Source organism: Actinokineospora spheciospongiae, from assembly GCF_003182415.1.
Taxonomy (GTDB): domain Bacteria; phylum Actinomycetota; class Actinomycetes; order Mycobacteriales; family Pseudonocardiaceae; genus Actinokineospora; species Actinokineospora spheciospongiae.
The window spans coordinates 547,664-565,846 of record NZ_QHCP01000005.1; the positions used below are offsets into that span (position 1 = coordinate 547,664).

The following is an 18,183-nucleotide window of genomic DNA, read 5'->3' on the forward strand; positions in this document are numbered from 1 at the left end:
CTCGCGGGTCGTTCGTCCTCGGGGGCGTCAGACCAGGGGGCGGTCCGTCGGCTCGATCGGGCGGGGCAGCACCGTGCGGCCGGTGAGGTAGGTGTCGACGCCCGCGGCGGCCGCGCGGCCCTCCGCGATGGCCCACACGATCAGCGACTGGCCGCGGCCCATGTCCCCGGCGGTGAACACGCCCGGGACGTTGGTCTGGTAGTCGCGGGCCCTGGCCACGTTGCCGCGCGGGTCCAGGTCGACGCCGAGGCCGTCGAGCAGCGGGCCCTTCTCCGGGCCGACGAAGCCCATCGCCAGGGTGACCAGCTCGGCCGGGATCTCGCGCTCGCTGCCCTCGACCGGGACGAACCGGCCGCCCTCGTTGGCCACCTCGGTGAGCCGCAGGGCGCGGACGTTGCCCTGCTCGTCGCCGACGAACTCGGTGGTGGACACGGCGTAGACGCGTTCGCCGCCCTCCTCGTGCGCCGAGGTGACCCGGTAGAGCATCGGGTAGGTCGGCCACGGGTGCAGCTCGGAGCGGGCCTCGGCGGGTCGGGGCATGATCTCCAGTTGGGTGACCGACCGGGCGCCCTGGCGGTGGGCGGTGCCGACGCAGTCCGCGCCGGTGTCGCCGCCGCCGATGACCACCACGTGCTTGCCCTCGGCGTGGATGGGGGAGCGGTCCAGCGCCCCCGCCGCCACCTTGTTCGCGGGCGGCAGGTACTCCATCGCCTGGTGGATGCCCGCCAGGTCGCGGCCGGGCACCGGCAGGTCGCGCCACGCGGTGGCCCCGCCCGCCAGCACGACCGCGTCGTGGTCGGCGCGCAGTTGCTCCACCGTGATGTCGACGCCGATGTCGACCCCCGTCTGGAACAGCGTGCCCTCCGCGCGCATCTGCGCCAGGCGGCGGTCGAGGCGGAACTTCTCCATCTTGAACTCGGGGATGCCGTAGCGCAGCAGCCCGCCGATGGCGTCGGCCCGCTCGTAGACCACCACGTCGTGGCCCGCGCGGGTGAGCTGCTGGGCGGCGGCCAGCCCGGCCGGGCCGGAGCCGACGACGGCGACCTTCTTGCCGGTCTTGACCGTCGGCGCCTGCGGGGTCACCCAGCCCTCGTCCCAGGCGCGGTCGATGATCGAGATCTCCACGCGCTTGATGCTCACCGGGTCGTCGTTGATGCCCAGCACGCACGCGGCTTCGCACGGCGCCGGGCACAGCGTGCCGGTGAACTCGGGGAAGTTGTTCGTCGCGTGCAGCCGCTCGCTCGCCGCGCGCCAGTCGTCCCGCCACACCAGCGTGTTCCACTCCGGGACCAGGTTGCCCAGCGGGCAGCCCTGGTGGCAGAACGGGATGCCGCAGTCCATGCAGCGCCCGGCCTGCTCGGAGCCCTTGCCGCCCTTGGTGAACTCGGCGACGCTGTCGGCCTCGTACACCTCGCGCCAGTCCCGCAGCCGCAGGAACACCGGGCGGCTCGCGGGGGCGTCGCGGCGGGTGGTGAGAAAGCCCTTGGGGTCAGCCATGCGAGGCCTCCATGATCGCCTGGTCGATGTCGCGGCCGTCGCGCACGGCGGCGGCCTGGGCGGCGAGCACCCGCTTGTAGTCCTTCGGCATCACCTTGGTGAACCGGGTGACCGAGTCGTCCCAGTCCGCCAGCAGCGCGCGCGCCACCGCCGAATCGGTCTCGGCGAGGTGCTTGGCGACGGTCTGCCGCAGGAAGTCGTGATCGTCGGCGTCGAGCGGGTCGAGGTCGACCATCTCCGGGTTGATCCGCGCCTTCGACAGGTTCAGCACGTAGGCGACGCCGCCGGACATGCCCGCCGCGAAGTTGCGCCCGGTCGGCCCGAGCACCACCACCCGGCCACCGGTCATGTACTCGCAGGCGTGGTCGCCGACGCCCTCGACGACGGCCAGCGCGCCGGAGTTGCGCACGCAGAACCGCTCGCCCACCTTGCCGCGCAGGAAGATCTCCCCGCCGGTGGCGCCGTAGCCGATCACGTTGCCCGCGATCACGTGCGCCTCGGCGGCGAACTGCGCCCCCGGGTGCGGGCGCACCGTGATCCGCCCGCCGGACAGGCCCTTGCCGACGTAGTCGTTGCCGTCGCCGACCAGCCGCAGCGTGATGCCCTTGGGGATGAACGCGCCGAACGACTGCCCCGCCGTGCCGGTGAAGGTCACGTCGATCGTGTCGTCGGGCAGGCCCTCGCCGCCCCAGCGCTTGGTCAGCTCCGAGCCGAGCATGGTGCCCACGGTCCGGTTGACGTTGCGCACCGGCAGTTCCAGGCGCACCTTGTCGCCGGAGTTCAGCGACCCCTCGGCGAGCTGGATCAGCGTGTTGTCCAGTGCCCGGTCCAGGCCGTGGTCCTGGGCGGTGACCCGGTGCCGGACCGCGCGCGGCTCCAGCTCCGGCACGTGGAAGATCGGCGTCAGGTCGAGCCCGGCGGCCTTCCAGTGGTCGACCGCGGTGCGGGTGTCGAGCACCTCGGCGTGCCCGACGGCCTCCTCGATGGAGCGGAAGCCCAGCGCCGCCAGGTACTCGCGCACCTCCTGGGCGATGAACTCGAAGAAGTTCACCACGAACTCCGGCTTGCCGGAGAACTTCGCCCGCAGCGTCGGGTTCTGCGTGGCCACGCCCACCGGGCAGGTGTCGAGGTGGCACACGCGCATCATCACGCAGCCCGACACCACCAGCGGCGCGGTGGCGAAGCCGAACTCCTCGGCGCCCAGCAGCGCCGCGATGACCACGTCGCGACCGGTCTTGAGCTGCCCGTCGGTCTGCACCACGATCCGGTCGCGCAGCCGGTTGGCCAGCAGCGTCTGCTGCGTCTCGGCCAGGCCCAGCTCCCACGGCCCGCCCGCGTGCTTGATCGACGACAGCGGCGAGGCGCCGGTGCCGCCGTCGTGCCCGGAGATGAGCACCACGTCGGCGTGCGCCTTGGACACCCCGGCCGCGACCGTGCCCACGCCGACCTCGGACACCAGCTTCACGTGGATGCGGGCGGCCGGGTTGGCGTTCTTGAGGTCGTGGATGAGCTGGGCGAGGTCCTCGATGGAGTAGATGTCGTGGTGCGGCGGCGGGGAGATGAGCCCGACGCCCGGGGTGGAGTGCCGGGTGCGGGCGATCCACGGGTGCACCTTCGCCCCGGGGAGCTGCCCGCCCTCGCCGGGCTTGGCGCCCTGGGCCATCTTGATCTGGATGTCGTCGGCGTTGACCAGGTACTCGCTGGTGACGCCGAAGCGGCCGGAGGCCACCTGCTTGACCGCCGAGCGGCGGGTCAGGTCGTAGAGGCGCTCGGGGTCCTCGCCGCCCTCGCCGGTGTTCGACTTGCCGCCCAGGCGGTTCATCGCGACCGCCAGCGTCTCGTGCATCTCCTTGGAGATCGAGCCGTAGGAGATCGCACCCGTGCCGAACCGCTTCACGATGGACGAGACCGGCTCGACCTCCTCGATCGGCACCGGCGGGCGCAGGCCCTCGCGGAAGGCGAACAGCCCGCGCAGCGTCTTGAGCGCCACCGACTGGTCGTCGACGAGCCGGGTGTAGTCCTTGAAGACCTCGTACTGCCCGGAGCGCGTCGAGTGCTGGAGCTTGAACACCGTCTGCGGGTTGAACAGGTGCGGCTCGCCCTCGCGGCGCCACTGGTAGTCGCCGCCGACGGTCAGCTCGCGGTGGCTGGGGTGCAGCTCGCCCGCCGGGAACGCGGTGGCGTGCCGCTGCGCGACCTCCTCGGCCAGCACGTCGAAGCCGATGCCGCCCAGCCGCGAGGTGGTGCCGGTGAAGCAGGCCGCGATGACCTCCGGGCCCAGGCCGAGCGCCTCGAAGATCTGCGCGCCGTGGTAGGAGGCCACGGTGGACACGCCCATCTTCGACATGGTCTTGCGCACGCCCTTGCCCAGCGCCTTGATCAGGTTGCGGGTCGCGGTGTGCGCGTCGGTGCCCTTGACCAGGCCCCGGTTCGCCAGGTCCTCGACCGTGGCCATCGCCAGGTACGGGTTGACCGCGGACGCGCCGTAGCCGATCAGCAGCGCCACGTGGTGCACCTCGCGGGCGTCGCCGGACTCCACCACCAGGCTGACTTGGCTGCGGGTCTTCTCCCGGACCAGGTGCTGGTGCACCGCGCCGACGAGCAGCAGCGACGGGATCGGCGCCTGGTGCTGCTGCACGCCGCGGTCGGACAGCACGATGACCTTGGCGCCGTGCCGGATCGCCCAGGACACCTCCGAGCGGATCTCGTCGAGCTGCTCGCGCAGGGCGTCGCCGCCGCCGCGCACGTCGAACCGGCCGTGGACGGTGACCGACTGGAACTCCGGCAGGTCGCCGTCGTCGTTGGCGTGCGCCAGCTTGGCCAGCTCGTCGTTGTCGATCACCGGGTAGGGCAGCGAGATGCGGCGGCAGGAGTCCGCGCCCGCGGCCAGCAGGTTCGGCTCGGCGCCGATCAGCGTGCCCAGCGAGGTCACCAGCTCCTCGCGGATGGCGTCCAGCGGCGGGTTGGTCACCTGGGCGAAGAGCTGGCTGAAGTAGTCGAACAGCGGTCGCTGCCTGCTCGACAGCGGCGCCAGCGGGGCGTCGTTGCCCATCGAGCCGATCGGCTCCGCGCCGGTGCGGGCCATCGGCTCCAGCAGCAGCGCCAGCTCCTCCTCGGTGTAGCCGAAGGCCTGCTGGCGGGTCACCAGCGACGAGTGCGTGGGCACCTCGCGCTCGCGGGCGGGCAGCGTCTCCAGCGGCAGCAGGCCCTGGCGGACCCACTCGCCGTAGGGGTGCTCCGCGGCCAGCGAGCCCTTGATCTCCTCGTCGTCGATGATCCGCCCCTCGGCGGTGTCGACGAGGAACATCCGGCCCGGCTCCAGCCGTCCCTTGCGGACGATCGTGGTCGGGTCGATGTCCAGCACGCCGACCTCCGACGCCAGCACGACCAGCCCGTCCTCGGTCACCCAGTAGCGGGCCGGGCGCAGGCCGTTGCGGTCGAGCACGGCGCCGATCTGGGTGCCGTCGGTGAACGACACCAGCGCGGGGCCGTCCCAGGGCTCCATCAGGGTGGAGTGGAACTCGTAGAACGCCCGGCGGGCCGGGTCCATCTCGGTGTGGTTCTCCCAGGCCTCCGGGATCATCATCAGCACCGCGTGCGGCAGGCTGCGCCCGCCCAGGTGCAGCAGCTCCAGCACCTCGTCGAAGGAGGCGGAGTCGCTGGCGCCGCGGGTGATGACCGGGAAGATCCGCTTGAGGTCGCCGGGCACCAGGTCGCTGGCGAGCATCGACTCGCGGGCGTCCATCCAGTTCCGGTTGCCGCGCAGGGTGTTGATCTCGCCGTTGTGCGCCACGTACCGGTACGGGTGCGCCAGCGGCCAGGCCGGGAAGGTGTTGGTGGAGAACCGGGAGTGCACCAGGCCGATGGAGCTGGTGACCCGCTCGTCGGACAGGTCCGGGAAGAACGCCTCGACCTGGGGCTCGGTCAGCATTCCCTTGTAGACGATCGTGCGCGCGGAGAGACTGGCGAAGTACACACCGTGGTCGACCCCGGCGTGCTCGGCGCGCTTGCGCACGCAGAAGGCCAGGCGCTCCAGCGCCATCCCGGCGCAGCCGTCCGCGGCGGCCAGGAACAACTGGGCGAAGGCGGGCATGACCGCCCGCGCGGTGGCCCCGGTGTGCTCGGGCACGACCGGCAGTTCGCGCCAGCCCAGGACGACGGCGCCCTCTTCCCGCGCCACCGCCTCGATCCCGGCGACGGCCTCGGCGCGCGCGCCGGGGTCGGTGGGCAGGAACGCGGTGCCCACGGCGTAGGCGCCGGGCTCGGGCAGCGCGAAGTCCACGACGTCGCGGTAGAACGCGTCCGGGACCTGGATCAGGATTCCGGCCCCGTCACCGGTGTCGGGTTCGGCGCCTCTGGCACCGCGGTGCTCCAGGTTGCGCAGGGCGACGAGAGCTTTCGCCACGATCGCGTGGTCCCTGCGGCCTGCGAGGTCGGCCACGAAGGCGACGCCGCAGGCGTCGTGCTCGAAGTTCTCGTCGTAGAGACCACCGCGGAGGTGGTCTTGGCGGGTCGTCACAGCTAGCGGCCCTCCCATGGTCTGGAGCGCACACGCGGTCGCTCGAGCAGGCGGGAAGGCCGGATGAGCACCTTCACCGGCGACTCGGCCCGGTGTCGCGGTCGGTGAAGTCCCGGCGACGGGTTCGCCCGGGCTCGGGCGGTGGAGCGCACCTCATCGTGCGGGAGTGGGTGAAGCACCGCGCTGTGCTTCGGGTGTGGTGCAGGTCCCAGCGTGTGCTGGATGCCGATCGCGGGCGGCGGCACCGGTGTCCGGTGCGGGCGGGGCCGTCGCCGAGCGTAGCGTCGGGCCCGGGGTCATCCGGGCGTTCTCATGACAATAGTGTGAACTCGGCGTTATCGGGATACACCGTTTGGCCCCCGTGGGAAACGCCACGTGGCCTTGACGTGCTCCCCGATCGGGTGATTTTGCCGTTGACCTGGCGTTTTCCGGTGTCGGGAGCGTTTCCGAGCCCTCGTGCGTTGTAGAGACATCCGACCAACGAAGCGGTACAGGACCCCACCGGGTGCTGACAGAGGAGCCCACGCCGTGCCCATCCTGTTCATCATGTTCCTCGCTGTCGTAGCGGAGTTCACCGTCGTGGTCACCGTGGGTGGCCTCCTCGGTGTGCTGCCGACGATCTTGTTGCTGGTGGCCGGAACCGTGCTCGGCGGTGCCCTGCTGCGCCGCGAGGGCCGCAAGACCCTGGCGGCCCTGCAGGAGTCCGTCCTGCTGCGCAGGCCCCCGCAGAAGGAACTGGTCGACGGGGTGTTGATCGCCGCCGCGGGCGTGCTGGTGTTCCTGCCCGGCTTCATCAGCGACGTCCTGGGCCTCCTCCTGTTGCTGCCGCCCACGCGCGCGGTGGTGCGCGGCTGGGCGCTGCGCCGCGCCGACCGCGCCGGGACCCGGCCGTTCGTCGTGGACTCGCAGGTGGTCGATTCGGTGGTCGTGGAGCCGGACCGGGCGCACCGCGATGCGCCTGAGGTGATCGTCATCCCGCCGCATCGGAGTGAGTGATCGCACTCGATGAGGTGAACCACCGGGGGTGTCCGGTTGGGAGGGACGCCGGGGTGGAATTGTTCCCCACATGCATGTTGTCGGCGCCCTCTTCCTGCTGCTGTTGTCTCCCGCGGCGCAGTTCTCCCCGACCGGTCCGCTGTACACCTACGACGCCGCCGCGGTTCCCGCCGGCGCGTCCGCGATCGCTGTACCGATCGAGACCGGCGGCCCCCTGGACGCCGTCCCGGTCGAATCGGGACGCCGGACGGTGGTGCTGCTGCGGGTGCGCGGCCTGCTGCCCGCCCACCACTACGGCGCGCACGTGCACACCGGCAACTGCGGCGCGGACCCCGCCGCCGCGGGCCCGCACACCCAGAACCGGGCCGACCCCGTGCAGCCCTCGGTCGACCCGGCCTACGCCAACCCGGAGAACGAGGTGTGGCTCGACTTCACCACCGACGTGGGCGGCAACGCCATCACCAGCGCCGAGGTGGACTGGTCGCTGTCCTCGCGCCTGGCGAACTCGGTGGTGCTGCACGCCCAGCACACCCACACCGAGCCCGGCCAGGCGGGCACGGCCGGTGCGCGCCTCGCCTGCCTGCCGCTGACCCGCCAGTAGTCGGACGGGTTCTCGCCGAGAGTCGTCAGGTGGGCACCCGCCGTCGCTGAACCGGTGCAGTGCGTTCCTGCGCGGGAAAGCGTTCGCGCCGAACGGGTTCAGTGCGCAGCGAGGTCGGGGCGGGCGGTCAGCCCAAGCGGTCGAGCAGCCAGCGGGGGCCGAGGACGTCGGCCCCCTCCGCCGCGCAGCGGGCCCGCAGTTCCCGGTCGGCGGTCACCACGAAGCACGGCCCGCCCGCGTGCGCCCGGGCCTGCTCGACGATCGTGTCGTCGCCCTCGCCGGGGGAGTCGACCACGGTGACCCCGTCGACCGACCCGATGCCGCGGGCGCGGCCCTCGACCACCAGGACCGCCTCCGGGTACGCGGTGTCCAGGCCCGCGAAGTCGGCCACGCCCGCGCGCACCACCTCGGCCAGCCCGTCGCGCAGCCGGGTGGCGGCGCCCGCGCGGTCGCGCCACCAGCCGTCCGGGCGCGACCCCATGACGTTGGCGCAGTCGACGACGATCACGGGCGGGGTCAACTTGTCCATGAGTTCCGTCCAGCTCGCGGCGAAGGGGGCGAACAGCTTCCGCGCGGTGACCTCGGGCACCGGCACCCAGGCGGCGGCCCTCGTCTCGTTCGACCCGGGGCGCACCCGCGGCATCGCCGAGGCCACCGCCAGCACCGTCGTGTAGGCCCACCCGCCGTGGTCGACCACCCGCGTCCCGAACGGCCGCACCAGGTCCAGGTCGAGGGTGCTCTCCTCCGCGGTCTCCCGCAGCGCCGCGGTCACCGCGTCCTCGTGGCTGTCCCGCGCGCCGCCGAAGACCCCCCACGTGCCGCCGCCGGGGGTCCACAGGGCGCGTTGCTGCAACAGCACGTGCGCCCCGCCCCCGTCGGGTCGGTGGACCGGCAGCAGGCCCGCCGCGCCGTGGCGGCCCCAGTGCGCGTGCCCGAGGCCGCAGCGGACCACGCGGTCGCCGTCGCCGCGCACGGGCCTACAGCTCGCCCGCGGCGGTGATGTGGAGCACCGCCGTGCCCGCCTCGTCGGAGGCGGCGAGGTCGACCTCGGCGGTGAAGCCCCAGTCGTGGTCGCCGTTCGGGTCGTCGAAGACCTGCCGGACCAACCAGCGCTCCGGCTCGACCTCGATCGCCAGCAGCCCGGGGCCCCGCGCGTCCGGGCCCACCGAGATCTGGCTGTGCACCTCGAAGTACGGGGAGACCGCGTCCTCCCACGCCTCGGCGTCCCACCCGGTGTCGCCGTCGAGCTGCCCCAGGCCGTACCAGTCGCGCCGGGCGGCGAGCTGCACCCGCTGGAACAGCGCGTTGCGCACCAGCACCCGGAACGCCCTCGGGTTGGCGGTGATCGCGGGCGGGGTGTCGTCCACCGGTTCGGTCGGGTCTTCGTCGTCCGGGTTGCTCAGCTTCTCCCACTCGTCGAGCAGGCTGGAGTCGACCTGGCGGACCAGCTCGCCGAGCCATTCGACCAGGTCGGTCAGCTCCTCGGTCTTCATCTCGTCCGGCACCGTCTGGCGCACCGCCCGGTAGGCGTCGGCCAGGTACCGCAGCACCAGCCCCTCGGACCGGGCGAGCTGGTAGAACGAGACGTACTCGGTGAAGGTCATCGCGCGCTCGAACATGTCGCGCACCACCGACTTCGGCGACAGCCGGTGGTCGCCGACCCACGGGTGCCCGCGCCGGTAGGTCTCGAACGCCGCGCCGAGCAGCTCGGCCAGCGGCTTGGGGTGGGTGACCTGCTCCAGCAGCTCCATCCGCTGGTCGTACTCGATGCCCTCGGACTTCATCGCCTGCACGGCCTCGCCGCGCGCCTTGTGCTGCTGCGCCGAGAGCACCTGCCTCGGGTCGTCCAGTGTGGACTCCACCACCGACAGCACGTCCAGGGCGTAGCCGGGCGCCTCCCGGTCCAGCAGCTCGAAGGCGGCCAGCGCGAACGGCGACAGCGGCTGGTTGAGCGCGAAGTCAAGCTGCAGGTCCATCGTCAGCCGCACCCGGCGGCCCTGCTCGTCTGGCTCGGGCAGCTCCTCGACCACACCGGACTCGCGCAGGCCGCGGTAGATGGCGATGGCCCGCAGGATGTGCCTGCGCTGCGCGGCCCGGTCCTCGTGGTTGTCCTCCAGCAGGTGCCGCATCGCGGCGAACGCGTCGCCGGGGCGGCCGATCACGTTGAGCAGCATGGAGTGGCTGACCTTGAAGCTCGACGTCAGCGGCTCCGGCTCGGCCGCCACCAGCCGCTCGAACGTCGGCAGCCCCCAGGAGACCATGCCCTCCGGCGGCTTCTTGCGGACGAACTTGCGCCGCTTCTTCGGGTCGTCGCCGATCTTGGCCAGCGACTTCTCGTTCTCGATCACGTGCTCGGGCGCCTGCACCAGCACGGTGCCCAGGGTGTCGAAGCCCGCCCGGCCCGCCCGGCCCGCGATCTGGTGGAACTCGCGCGCCTTGAGCAGCCGGGTGCGCACCCCGTCGTACTTCGACAGCGAGGTGAACACCACCGTGCGGATCGGCACGTTGATGCCCACGCCCAGGGTGTCGGTGCCGCACACGATCTTCATCAGCCCGGCCTGGGCCAGCCGCTCCACCAGCCGCCGGTACTTGGGCAGCATCCCCGCGTGGTGCACGCCGATGCCGTGGCGCACCAACCGCGACAGGGTCTTGCCGAAACCGGAGGAGAAGCGGAAGTTCCCGATCAGCTTGGCGATCGCGTCCTTCTCCTCGCGGGTGCACACGTTCACGCTCATCAGCGCCTGCGCCCGCTCCAGCGCGGCGGCCTGGGTGAAGTGCACGACGTAGACCGGCGACTGGTTCGTGGAGAGCAGTTCCTCCAGCGCCTCGGTCAGCGGGGTCATGCCGAAGGAGTAGAACAGCGGCACCGGGCGCTCGGCGGAGGTGACCACCGCGGTCGGGCGGCCGGTGCGCCGGGTCAGGTCCTCCTCGAACCGGCTGACGTCGCCCAGGGTCGCCGACATCAGGACGAACTGCGCCCCGGGCAGCTCGATGATCGGCACCTGCCAGGCCCAGCCGCGGTCGGGCTCGGCGTAGAAGTGGAACTCGTCCATCACCACCTGGCCCACGTCGGCCTCGGCGCCGTCGCGCAGGGCGATGTTGGCCAGGATCTCCGCGGTGCAGCAGATGATCGGCGCCCCGCCGTTGACGCTGGAGTCACCGGTCATCATGCCGACGTTCTCCGCGCCGAAGGTCTCGATCAGCGCGAAGAACTTCTCCGAGACCAGCGCCTTGATCGGCGCGGTGTAGAAGGTGCGCCGCCCCTCGGCCAGCGCGGTGAAGTGCGCGCCCGTGGCCACCAGGCTCTTGCCCGAACCGGTGGGCGTGTTGAGGATGACGTTGGCCCCCGACACGATCTCGAGCAGCGCCTCCTCCTGCGCCGGGTAGAGGCTCAGCCCCTGCTCGCCCACCCACTCGGAGAAGGCGTCGAACAGGCTGTCTGGGTCGGGGGAGGCGGGAATCCGCGCGGTCAGCGTCATGGTGAGCCGATCGTGCCAGACGGTCCGCAGGGTCCGCCCGTCACGTCACCGGGCTTCGCGCCCCGGTCAGAAGCGGTGGCCGTAGAGGACGCTGCGGACGGCGCCGATCACCGAGCCCGCCTGCGGCAGCACCGCGTGCTCCGGGGTGGGCGCGGTGACCCAGTGGGTGACCTCCTCCGGGGTCTGCTCGGTGGGCAGCAGCACCAGGGCCTCGACCGACTCCACCCCGGGCGGCAGCGGGCGGCGGGCGCCGTCGGGGGCGGGCTGCACCAGGAACGTCCACTCGGTGCGCTTGGCCGGGGTGGCCAGCACCGGTCCGGCCAGCATCCGCAGCCGCAGCCACCACTGCACCTCCGCGCCCAGCCCGGCGCGCATCCGCAGCCCGCACACGTCGCGGCCGAGTTCGAGGTAGACGCCGAACCGGTCGCCGTCGGCGGGCCAGCCCAGGCCCCGCCGGTAGTCGTGCACGTCGAACGCCGGGGTGCCCCCGCCGGCCAGGGTTGTGGACAGCTCCGCCGCGGTCATGGCCCGCCACCTCTCGCACAGGGTGACCGGGGGAGCCCAGACCCCGGGATGGGCTGGGCGGCCGGTCGACCGATGCACAGAGGATGGCCGGGATTGATCACCGCGGTGACATCCCACCTGGGCATAACATGGCGTGATGGCAACCACATTGACAGGGGCTGCCGCAGGTCAGGCCGGGTTCACACCCGCGACGGGGTGGGAAGTATCCGGCGCAGCACGCCGTGCGGGTGGCCGTGCCTGCGCCACTCGCGCGGGTAGCCGAGCGAGACCTCCTGGAACTTGACGCCGTCGTGGTGGGTGATCCGCGGGATGTGCAGGTGCCCGTAGATCATCCCGGCGGTGTTGAACCGGGTGTGCCAGTCGGCGGTCAGCTCGGTCCCGCACCACTGCGCGAACTCCGGGTAGTGCAGGACCCGGGTGGGCTCGCGGACGAGGGGGTAGTGGTTGACGAACAGGAACGGGACCGACTGGTCGCAGCCCAGCAGCCTGCGCTCGGTCTCCGCCACCCGCGCCCGGCACCAGTCGTCGCGGCTCGGGTAGGGGTCGTGGTGCAGGTAGTACTCGTCGGTGCAGACCACGCCGGTGTTGTGGGCGTAGGCCAGCGACTCCTCCTTGGTGGACGTGCCCGGCGCGCACCAGGTGTAGTCGTAGCCGAGGAACAGCGGGGTGATCCGGACCGGGCCGCCCTCGCCGGTCCAGACCGGGTACTCGTCCTCCGGGCTGACCACGCCCAGCTCCCGGCACAGCGCCACCAGCGCCTCGTAGCGGGCCACCCCGCGCGCCTGCACCGGGTCGTCCTTCATCGTCCACAGCTCGTGGTTGCCCGGTACCCAGACGACCTTGGCGAACCGCTCGGCGAGCAGCCCGAGCGCCCACCGCACGTCGGCGACGGTCTCGGCCACGTCACCGGCCACGATCAGCCAGTCGTCGGGGGAGTCGGGTCGCAGTCCGCGCACGATCTCGCGGTTCTCCTCGTAGGAGATGTGCAGATCGCTGATCGCCATGAGGGTGCCCACCGACCGATCTTCGCATCCCGCCGCCCGTCCCCGCTGTGGTGGGGGACACCCGGGCCGCGTTCGGGAAGCGCGGCGCCCGCCCGGGCTGCCGGGAACTAGCGGTTGTCGTAGGCCGAGCGGGCGGCGTCGATGTGCGGCAGGTGCGCGATGCTCCACTCGAGCAGCGGTGCGGTGGCCTCGCGCAGGGTCCGGCCCATCGCGGTCAGCTCGTAGCTGACGTGCGGCGGCATGACCTCGCGGACCGTGCGCGTCAGGAGCCCGTCGCGCTCCAGGTCGCGCAGCGTCACGGTGAGCATGCGCTGGCTGATGCCGTCGACGGCCCGCTTGAGCTCGGTGAAGCGCTTCGGCCCGTCTTTGAGGGTGCGCACGACCAGCAGCGCCCACTTGTCCCCGACGATCCCGAGCACCTCGCGGGCCTGGCACGGGTCCTGCACGGTTACCTCCTGGGAACCGGGGCACCCGAAAGTGCCGTATTGCCCGGTGCGCGTCGTGGGGATGACGATGTTCTCGGTTACTGAATGGTACCGAGGCACGAAGGAGAACCGCATTCCCATGGCCACATTTCTGCTGGTGCACGGCGCCTGGCACAGCGGGCAGAGCTGGGACCGGGTGGTCCCGCTGCTGGAATCGGCCGGGCACCGGGTGTTCGCGCCGTCGCTGACCGGGTACGGCGACAAGGCGCACCTGCTGGGTCCTGAGGTCGGGCTCGGCACCCACGTCGACGACGTCGTGGGGTTGGTCGAGCGCGAGCGCTTGGACGACGTCGTGCTCGTCGGGCACAGCTACGCCGGGATGGTCATCTCCGGGGTGGCCGACCGGGTGCCGGAGCGGATCGCGCACCTGGTGTTCCTGGACGCGATGGTGCCCGAGGACGGTGAGGCGGCGGTGGACGTGCTGCCGATCACCGAGCAACTGATCGCCGGTGCTGTGGACGGGTGGCGGGTTCCGCCGATGCCGGAGCAGCCCGCGCCGCTCGGGTTGTTCGGGGTCACCGATCCTGATGACGTCGCGTGGTTGCGGTCGATGTTGTCGGATCAGCCGGTGCGGTGCCTGCGGGAGCCGGTTCGGATGGACGACCCGGCTGGGCGCGCGCTTCCGCGGACGCACATCCACTGCGTCGGGGTTCGGCAGGCGGGTATTACTCGGCGCGCTGTGCCGGTGGGGGAGCGGGTGCGGGAGCTGCCGACCGGGCACGACTGCATGATCACGATGCCTGGTGAGCTGGCCGGGTTGCTGCTCGAGGCAGCTCAGCACGACAACGACGATTGTGGTGTGGACGCTCCGAGCGGTAGTTGATCTTGGTGTTGGTACCGATGTGCGGTCGGCGGTAGTCGAGTTGCTTGCAGACCCGGCTGAAGGCGCCCAGCTTTCTGCGGCATTCGCTACGACGGCAGATCGGCCGTGACGATCATCAGAGCACCGCCCTCATGATGAGTTGGTCGGTCTCGGCCCGCTCAGCGTCGCTGTCGCCGTAGTTGGTGTAGTCCACCGCGTTCTCGTCTGCGGCCTCACCTTCATCCTCGGCATCCTTTCCCGTGGTCGGCTCATCCTAAGCCGCCACCCTGGGTACGCCGGAACCCCCGATAATGACGCGGTAATCCTTCGGCGACTTGGGCAAACCCTTGATGTTGCCGCTAGCGATGGGACCCTCGTTCTCGGTCAATTTGCCAAGCGCAAACCCAAAGACTCGAATCAAAGACCTCACGACCTCTGCCTCGATCGCCAGTCGAACCGCCAAGCCCACGAAAAGATTGCTCCAAGGTCACCTCCAGGTACGTTTCCTTGACCGAGAACTCGATCGGCCCTTCGACGATTTCAACGAGCAGTCCGGCGCTGACCGGCTTGCTGGGCACAGTCTCTCCTTTGTGGACTTCTGACACGCGTTCGATCCGACCACTTCCGATTCCACGGTTGCCAGGCCCGACAGTTCGTGGGAGCCAGGCGCCGCAGCGCGGATCAGGCAACGTCGAGGTGCCCGTTAAACCGAACAGGGGGTGGACAGGTCGTCCTCGCGCGGCGGCTGGCGGTGCTCATCCGGTTCGGATCGGATGCCGCATTCCGGCGGTGCGGGACGAAGCGGCGGCGTCGCCATGCCGGGGGGCCGGATTGCCTGCACCGCCCGCAAGGTGCGACGCACCGTGTCCGCGTACTGGAATGTGATCAAGTGCGGGCGCAGTGGGTCGTGGTCGACGGCGCGGACGGTGCGGTAGGCCACCGCTGTGTCATCAACTCGGACGATGATGACGTCGACCACGGAGCCTCCCCACTCCCGGGTCGCGGCCAACTCGGCTGGATGCGGCCCGTCGGACTCGACGTAGTGGAATGCCCAGCCGCGGCGCTTCAACCGGTCGAGCAGGAAGGCGATCTCTGTGGACTCAACGGAGCCCTGCTCCGGACCGCGACTGGAACTGTTTCTGTCCACTGGGTTCTCCATCCTGGCGTCCCGTCCACAAGGTGGCAGTGAGGTCGGTCAGTAATGTTTCCGGGCGTGCTCACACAGAGCCCTCTCGGCGTTCATTCTTCTGCGTTCGTCTTCGAGGTTCGGCGCGTAGGGTTGACCCATCACGACAGATACCTCTTCTGTCTGGAACGCCTTCGCGATACTGCCCATTCGGATAAGCATCCGGTTCCAACGAATAACTGGCAGCCAGTACTCAAAGATGGACAATAGTGTTACGATGGCATCTTCTGAAAAATCCAGATGGACGAACATGTTGGAATCTTCATCGCCTACATTTATCTCAACGGCTTCGTCGCCTATCCTAAAACTGAGCGGACCTGAATCAAGCTCAATGCTGCTGTAGATATAACGGGATGTCATATTATGCCTCTGTTGATCCGAAGGTACACCAAGGCGCCCGGTTAGTTCGTTGTGAGGTCGACAATCTTGAAGTTTGTCAGTTGTCTCACCAGTTTATTTGCAGCCGTCCAAGCGATCAAGAGAGAGTTGAACGGCACAAAGGTTGCTCCCACTGGTTCGGCGCGAGATTTGTTCGGGTTGAACACCAAGCCGTGAACGCCGACCAATTCAAAGCTTTTGACCCGTAGGGCAACGAACCCCCGGCGCATACGCGGGCACACCTTGGTGGAGGCTCGGGCGCAGTCCAGGCAGATGGGTGGCTCGCATACCGTGAGTTCGCCGTCCGACCAACCGTCGGATTGCAGCTCCGAGTCGGGTACGAGCCAGAGCACCCCATCTTGGGTTCGATCCGCTGGGCCGGCGCACACCTGACACAGCAACTTCCGCATCGCTCGCCGTTGTCGGAGGACATGGATTTCAGCGAACCGGGGGCGCCCCTGGCCCGGCGCGATCGTCGCCCGTTCCCACAGGATGTTCCGCGAGTCGCGGTCAGTTGGGCCTTCGTCCATGAAACGGATACCGCGATCGGGTACCACTACGACTGGAGGAAGCTCGTCTGATTCCGCGCTCCACATCGCGACGTAGGGAACCGAAGGAACGGAAGTAGCAAGGGCGGCGTTACCCGACTTGCAAGCTTCCGGTAGTACTGACTGCTGGGTCATAACGTGTTCCTCCTAGGAGGAACACGTTATGAAACGTCCCGTTTCATGGGTCGGACGGAGCGTGCGACTACCCGAATGGATGGTAGTACCCTGTGTACTACCCTTGTGTCAGCCTAAGAAAGTAGGTGGACAGCGAGGTCACCAGCCGTTGCTGTTCGGCACGTAGGCTTCTTGATCGCCACCTACACCCACCCGTTGCGCGAAGTCGCGCAACGGAGTCCTCAATCGGTTTTCTCGGGTGACCAACTCCCGCGCCACCTGACGAGGAAATTGCTGGAACCTCATCCAGTCAGGGGACAGTGATTCGGCTGCCAGCAATGCTTGAAACGCAGCTTCGCTGCGACCGAGCCGCATCTGCGCGAGAGCCACATCCGCCAGGAACCGGGCGCGAGTTGCGGTCGGCAACGCGGCATCTCGTGGCAGTTCCCTGGCGGCTTTGAGTGCCCCGCTGTAGTCCTCCGCAACCAGGGCGACATCCACCGCTGTGGTGACGGTTTTGGCCGGTCCGTAGTGGGTTTGGTGATCTGAACGCTCGTAACCGAGCCGACCTGCGATTGCTGTGGACTCGGCGAGCAAGTCCACAGCGGTAGAGGGGCGTTGTGCCCGAGCCGCAGCAGTGGCAGCACGGTCGATCAGCACACCGTAGGCAGCGAGGTGCGAGTCCGAGACCTCTCCGTGTGGCTCGATGTGCTGAGCCGCTGAGACAGCGATGCGCTCAGCTTCGTCGAACTGGCCTTGAACCATGAGCTGCCACGCGACCGAAACGCGCAGGGCAGCGTCGAGCAGTTCGTCATCACTGTCAGCGGCTGAGCCTATGGCTTCTCGCGCACCCAACCACGCACCATCGAGATGGCCGAGTTGAACCAGACTGTCACCCGCGATCTGGTAAGTACGCGCGAGGGCATGGGCAGCACGCGGTCGATCTGACTCAGAAGCATTTCGGTAGGTGGCGCGTGCCCTGATGAGCGCGGCCGGAATCAGTTTCAACAACGTGGTGTAGTCGCCACGCCAGTAGGCGGCCCACAGGTAGTCGATGGCGTGCTCTGCCTCAGTGAGGGCTTGGGGAGTGCCTTGTGGGTCCTCCTCGCCCAGCAGGTCATCCACCAGTCCACCGCGCAAGGCTCGACCGATTGCCACAGCCCCACCCTCGGGTGCAACCGATGGCATCCCCCCAGGCCTGTCACCGAGCAATTCAGCCACCGTCACGTCGAGGACTCGTGCGATGGCCTGCAAGGTCGGGATCGAGGCGGTGTGCCGAGCACCCTGCTCCAACTTCCTGACGATCTCGACGCTGACCCCCGCCCGGTCCGCCAAGGCTCGTTGCGAGAAGAGTTTGCCCCGGAACCTCTTGATGTTCTCACCAATGCTTGTCCGGTCGTCCATGACGACCTCCCTCCGCCTTCAGGGCCTGGGCATCCACTGACGGCCGGGCCCTCCGCCAACCCACATCCAGCAAAGCAGCCTGCTCCAGGGTAGCGCTCACACCAACCGCCACAGCAACGGTACGTGACGAACTGCCTGCTCTGCGGCACCGGTGCGTAACTGTGGAACCAGTTGAATTCAGGCGCCGCGCATCAGTTCGGCGGCTCGTTTGATCGCCTGGCGGACCCGGAAGTAAGAGCCGCAGCGGCAGACGTTCTCGATCGCGTCGATGTCAGCGTCGGTGGGGGTGGGGGTGTGGCGGAGGAGGGCGACCGCGGCCATGATCTGGCCGGGTTGGCAGTAGCCGCACTGGGCGACGTCCTGTTCCAGCCAGGCCTGCTGGACCGGGTGCAGCAGCTCGCCGTCGGCCAGGCCCTCGATGGTGGTGACCGAGCGGCCCGCGACCTCGGAGACGGGGGTGACGCAGGGGTTGAACGCCTCGCCGTCGAGGTGGCTGGTGCAGGCCTTGCAGACGTCGATGCCGCAGCCGTACTTCGGGCCGGTGACGCCGAGCTTGTCGCGCAGGGCCCAGAGGGTGGGCAGGTCGGCGGGGGCTTCGACGGTGACCGTCTTGCCGTTGACCGTGAAGGTGTGCTGGGGCATGGC

Annotated in this window: 14 protein-coding genes; 3 read left to right on the forward strand and 11 right to left on the reverse strand. The window is 69.7% G+C overall.

Translation table 11 applies throughout. From position 1 onward, the window contains the following. Positions 1-27: 27 nt before the first annotated feature. A complete protein-coding gene (locus DFQ13_RS16720) occupies positions 28-1,497 on the reverse strand; it encodes a glutamate synthase subunit beta (protein ID WP_110080424.1) in 1,470 nt (489 codons plus the stop codon). Continuing rightward, complete coding sequence (gltB, locus tag DFQ13_RS16725) at positions 1,490-6,016, reverse strand: glutamate synthase large subunit (protein ID WP_233438443.1); 4,527 nt, start codon at positions 6,014-6,016, stop codon at positions 1,490-1,492. Before gltB ends, DFQ13_RS16720 begins: the two co-directional genes overlap by 8 nt. A gap of 528 nt (positions 6,017-6,544) precedes the next feature. Between gltB and DFQ13_RS16730 the strand changes: the two genes are divergently transcribed. Then, positions 6,545-7,012: an FxsA family protein gene (locus tag DFQ13_RS16730; RefSeq protein ID WP_110080426.1), complete on the forward strand. Its 468-nt coding sequence runs from the start codon at positions 6,545-6,547 to the stop codon at positions 7,010-7,012. A 70-nt stretch (positions 7,013-7,082) separates the two neighbouring features. Beyond that, positions 7,083-7,613 carry a superoxide dismutase family protein gene (locus DFQ13_RS16735; RefSeq protein ID WP_110080427.1) on the forward strand — a complete coding sequence of 177 codons (531 nt, stop codon included), beginning with the start codon at positions 7,083-7,085 and terminating at the stop codon, positions 7,611-7,613. Positions 7,614-7,740: 127 nt separating this feature from the next. Here DFQ13_RS16735 and DFQ13_RS16740 read toward each other — a convergent pair whose 3' ends face one another. The 5 genes from DFQ13_RS16740 to DFQ13_RS16760 all read right to left on the reverse strand — a co-directional run bounded on the left by DFQ13_RS16740 (position 7,741) and on the right by DFQ13_RS16760 (position 13,067). Next, the gene (locus DFQ13_RS16740; protein ID WP_110080428.1) at positions 7,741-8,586 is read right to left on the reverse strand and encodes an NUDIX hydrolase; all 846 of its coding nucleotides are present in this window, start codon (positions 8,584-8,586) and stop codon (positions 7,741-7,743) included. A gap of 4 nt (positions 8,587-8,590) precedes the next feature. Further along, the gene (locus DFQ13_RS16745; RefSeq protein WP_110080429.1) at positions 8,591-11,092 is read right to left on the reverse strand and encodes a DEAD/DEAH box helicase; all 2,502 of its coding nucleotides are present in this window, start codon (positions 11,090-11,092) and stop codon (positions 8,591-8,593) included. 66 nt (positions 11,093-11,158) lie between these two features. After that, positions 11,159-11,617 (reverse strand): hypothetical protein, encoded by a 459-nt coding sequence (locus DFQ13_RS16750; RefSeq protein ID WP_110080430.1) that lies wholly within the window; start codon positions 11,615-11,617, stop codon positions 11,159-11,161. Positions 11,618-11,796: 179 nt separating this feature from the next. Further along, positions 11,797-12,621: a metallophosphoesterase family protein gene (locus tag DFQ13_RS16755; RefSeq protein ID WP_035288341.1), complete on the reverse strand. Its 825-nt coding sequence runs from the start codon at positions 12,619-12,621 to the stop codon at positions 11,797-11,799. A gap of 107 nt (positions 12,622-12,728) precedes the next feature. Continuing rightward, positions 12,729-13,067, reverse strand: coding sequence for a winged helix-turn-helix transcriptional regulator (locus tag DFQ13_RS16760; RefSeq protein ID WP_110080431.1), 339 nt, complete (start codon positions 13,065-13,067; stop codon positions 12,729-12,731). Between the two features lie 118 nt (positions 13,068-13,185). Between DFQ13_RS16760 and DFQ13_RS16765 the strand changes: the two genes are divergently transcribed. Continuing rightward, positions 13,186-13,929, forward strand: coding sequence for an alpha/beta fold hydrolase (locus DFQ13_RS16765; RefSeq protein WP_110080568.1), 744 nt, complete (start codon positions 13,186-13,188; stop codon positions 13,927-13,929). A 682-nt stretch (positions 13,930-14,611) separates the two neighbouring features. Here the strand turns inward: DFQ13_RS16765 and DFQ13_RS16770 are convergent. The 4 genes from DFQ13_RS16770 to DFQ13_RS16780 all read right to left on the reverse strand — a co-directional run bounded on the left by DFQ13_RS16770 (position 14,612) and on the right by DFQ13_RS16780 (position 18,180). Further along, complete coding sequence (locus tag DFQ13_RS16770) at positions 14,612-15,055, reverse strand: hypothetical protein (protein WP_110080432.1); 444 nt, start codon at positions 15,053-15,055, stop codon at positions 14,612-14,614. A gap of 48 nt (positions 15,056-15,103) precedes the next feature. Continuing rightward, positions 15,104-15,454, reverse strand: coding sequence for a hypothetical protein (locus DFQ13_RS33140; protein WP_146241252.1), 351 nt, complete (start codon positions 15,452-15,454; stop codon positions 15,104-15,106). An 839-nt stretch (positions 15,455-16,293) separates the two neighbouring features. Next, positions 16,294-17,538 carry a helix-turn-helix domain-containing protein gene (locus DFQ13_RS16775; RefSeq protein ID WP_110080433.1) on the reverse strand — a complete coding sequence of 415 codons (1,245 nt, stop codon included), beginning with the start codon at positions 17,536-17,538 and terminating at the stop codon, positions 16,294-16,296. Between the two features lie 177 nt (positions 17,539-17,715). Then, a complete protein-coding gene (locus DFQ13_RS16780; RefSeq protein ID WP_110080434.1) occupies positions 17,716-18,180 on the reverse strand; it encodes a (2Fe-2S)-binding protein in 465 nt (154 codons plus the stop codon). Positions 18,181-18,183 lie beyond the last annotated feature (3 nt).

What these genes read in the sequence shown, in the direction of transcription:
- DFQ13_RS16720 (WP_110080424.1), bottom strand. Translation starts at nt 1,497, where the DNA reads ATGGCTGACCCCAAGGGCTTTCTCACCACCCGCCGCGACGCCCCCGCG.
- DFQ13_RS16735 (WP_110080427.1), top strand. Translation starts at nt 7,083, where the DNA reads ATGCATGTTGTCGGCGCCCTCTTCCTGCTGCTGTTGTCTCCCGCGGCG.
- DFQ13_RS16745 (WP_110080429.1), bottom strand. Translation starts at nt 11,092, where the DNA reads ATGACGCTGACCGCGCGGATTCCCGCCTCCCCCGACCCAGACAGCCTG.
- DFQ13_RS16750 (WP_110080430.1), bottom strand. Translation starts at nt 11,617, where the DNA reads ATGACCGCGGCGGAGCTGTCCACAACCCTGGCCGGCGGGGGCACCCCG.
- DFQ13_RS16755 (WP_035288341.1), bottom strand. Translation starts at nt 12,621, where the DNA reads ATGGCGATCAGCGATCTGCACATCTCCTACGAGGAGAACCGCGAGATC.
- DFQ13_RS16765 (WP_110080568.1), top strand. Translation starts at nt 13,186, where the DNA reads ATGGCCACATTTCTGCTGGTGCACGGCGCCTGGCACAGCGGGCAGAGC.
- DFQ13_RS33140 (WP_146241252.1), bottom strand. Translation starts at nt 15,454, where the DNA reads ATGACATCCCGTTATATCTACAGCAGCATTGAGCTTGATTCAGGTCCG.
- DFQ13_RS16775 (WP_110080433.1), bottom strand. Translation starts at nt 17,538, where the DNA reads ATGGACGACCGGACAAGCATTGGTGAGAACATCAAGAGGTTCCGGGGC.
- DFQ13_RS16780 (WP_110080434.1), bottom strand. Translation starts at nt 18,180, where the DNA reads ATGCCCCAGCACACCTTCACGGTCAACGGCAAGACGGTCACCGTCGAA.